This window comes from Zoogloea sp. 1C4 (assembly GCF_009469605.1).
In the GTDB taxonomy this organism is placed as follows: Bacteria; Pseudomonadota; Gammaproteobacteria; order Burkholderiales; family Rhodocyclaceae; genus Zoogloea; species Zoogloea oryzae.
The window spans coordinates 1-1,256 of the sequence record NZ_SSXU01000106.1; the positions used below are offsets into that span (position 1 = coordinate 1).

Consider the following 1,256-nt stretch of genomic DNA (forward strand, 5'->3'; position numbering starts at 1 on the left):
GCAGACCGAGCGACTGTGTACGCTGTCGTCGCTCGAAAGCAGCCCCACGAATAGCCAAAAAGGGCATTTTCCGCCCATCTAAGCCATTTTCTCATTCTTCACGTGGAATTTCACGTCCGAACGCAAGAAAGTGTTTTAAATCGCTTTATTTTGCGTCAAAGTAAAAAGTTTTGACAGCACACAAAACTGCTGTTTCTTTGTACGTTGCCACAAAGTCAGCGCACACTCATCAACGAGCAAGCAAGCCGTACCCACGAACAAGCAAGAATGAGGACGGAGGGGCGTTCAGACCCCGACCCCCTAAAAAACAAAAAAACACCCAAATTTGCGCCAAAAAAGCCGTTCAAAAAGCCGCTGCCCGTATGCCTGTTTTTAAAGCATCGTCTGTTAATGCTCTATCCCCCCCCAATTGACTTATTGAAAATCAAGAAGTTACAAAGTTTCTAACCTACAGATTTAGACCGCTTAACCTACAGATTTAGACTGAAAAAAAACGGCTTTAACCTACATTTTTAGATTTTTAACCTACGTATTTTTGCTATATGTAGTTTTTTTATGTATCTTTGCACCCAAAATCAAAATTCAAAGAACGCATGAAACAGAAACTACAACAGATAGCAAGTGAGCTCGAGCACACAAATCGAGACTTGCGTAGAGAAGAGCAGGTGATGTCTGAAGAACTTCGTGACAGACAAGCAAAGCACCTCGAAGGAGAAGCTGCCATCAATCACTATAACGAGTGGATGAAGGCAGCAGGTATGGAACACTTAATGACGAAATAACATGGGACAACTTATCACATCAGAAAACAAAGACATGATGGTGTCCTGGATGTACACCTGGTCACGTCAGCAGGAGATGAGCATACATGAGCAGCGCATCATTCTCCGCATTTTGGAGTATTGCCAAGACGAGGTTAAAGGCATGAAAATCAAAGAGAACATGGGAATTATAGACCATCACAAGCATGATGTCTATATCCAGATGCCTGCTTCTGCGGCCATCTTTGATAGTAACTTAGACTTTGATACGATAAAGAAAACATTAGAAGACCTCATGGGCAGATACTTCGAGTACAAAGACAAGAAGCGTTGGTGGAAGTGCTCGTTTATCTGCAACCCTGAGTATGAATATGGCTCAGGTATCATGAAGTTCAGCGTAAACAATAAGCTTTGGGATGTATGGTTGAACTTCTCACAAGGATATAGAGAGTTTGAGTTAAACAAGGCTTTAGCCTTGCCAACAACATACTCTCT

1 protein-coding gene is annotated in these 1,256 nt (G+C 42.4%); it reads left to right on the forward strand.

Features of this window, described 5'->3' with window-relative positions; genetic code table 11:
- Positions 1–783: 783 nt before the first annotated feature.
- A partial coding sequence (locus GH681_RS23065) for a replication initiation protein (RefSeq protein ID WP_153163830.1) occupies positions 784–1,256 on the forward strand: 473 nt, incomplete at its 3' end.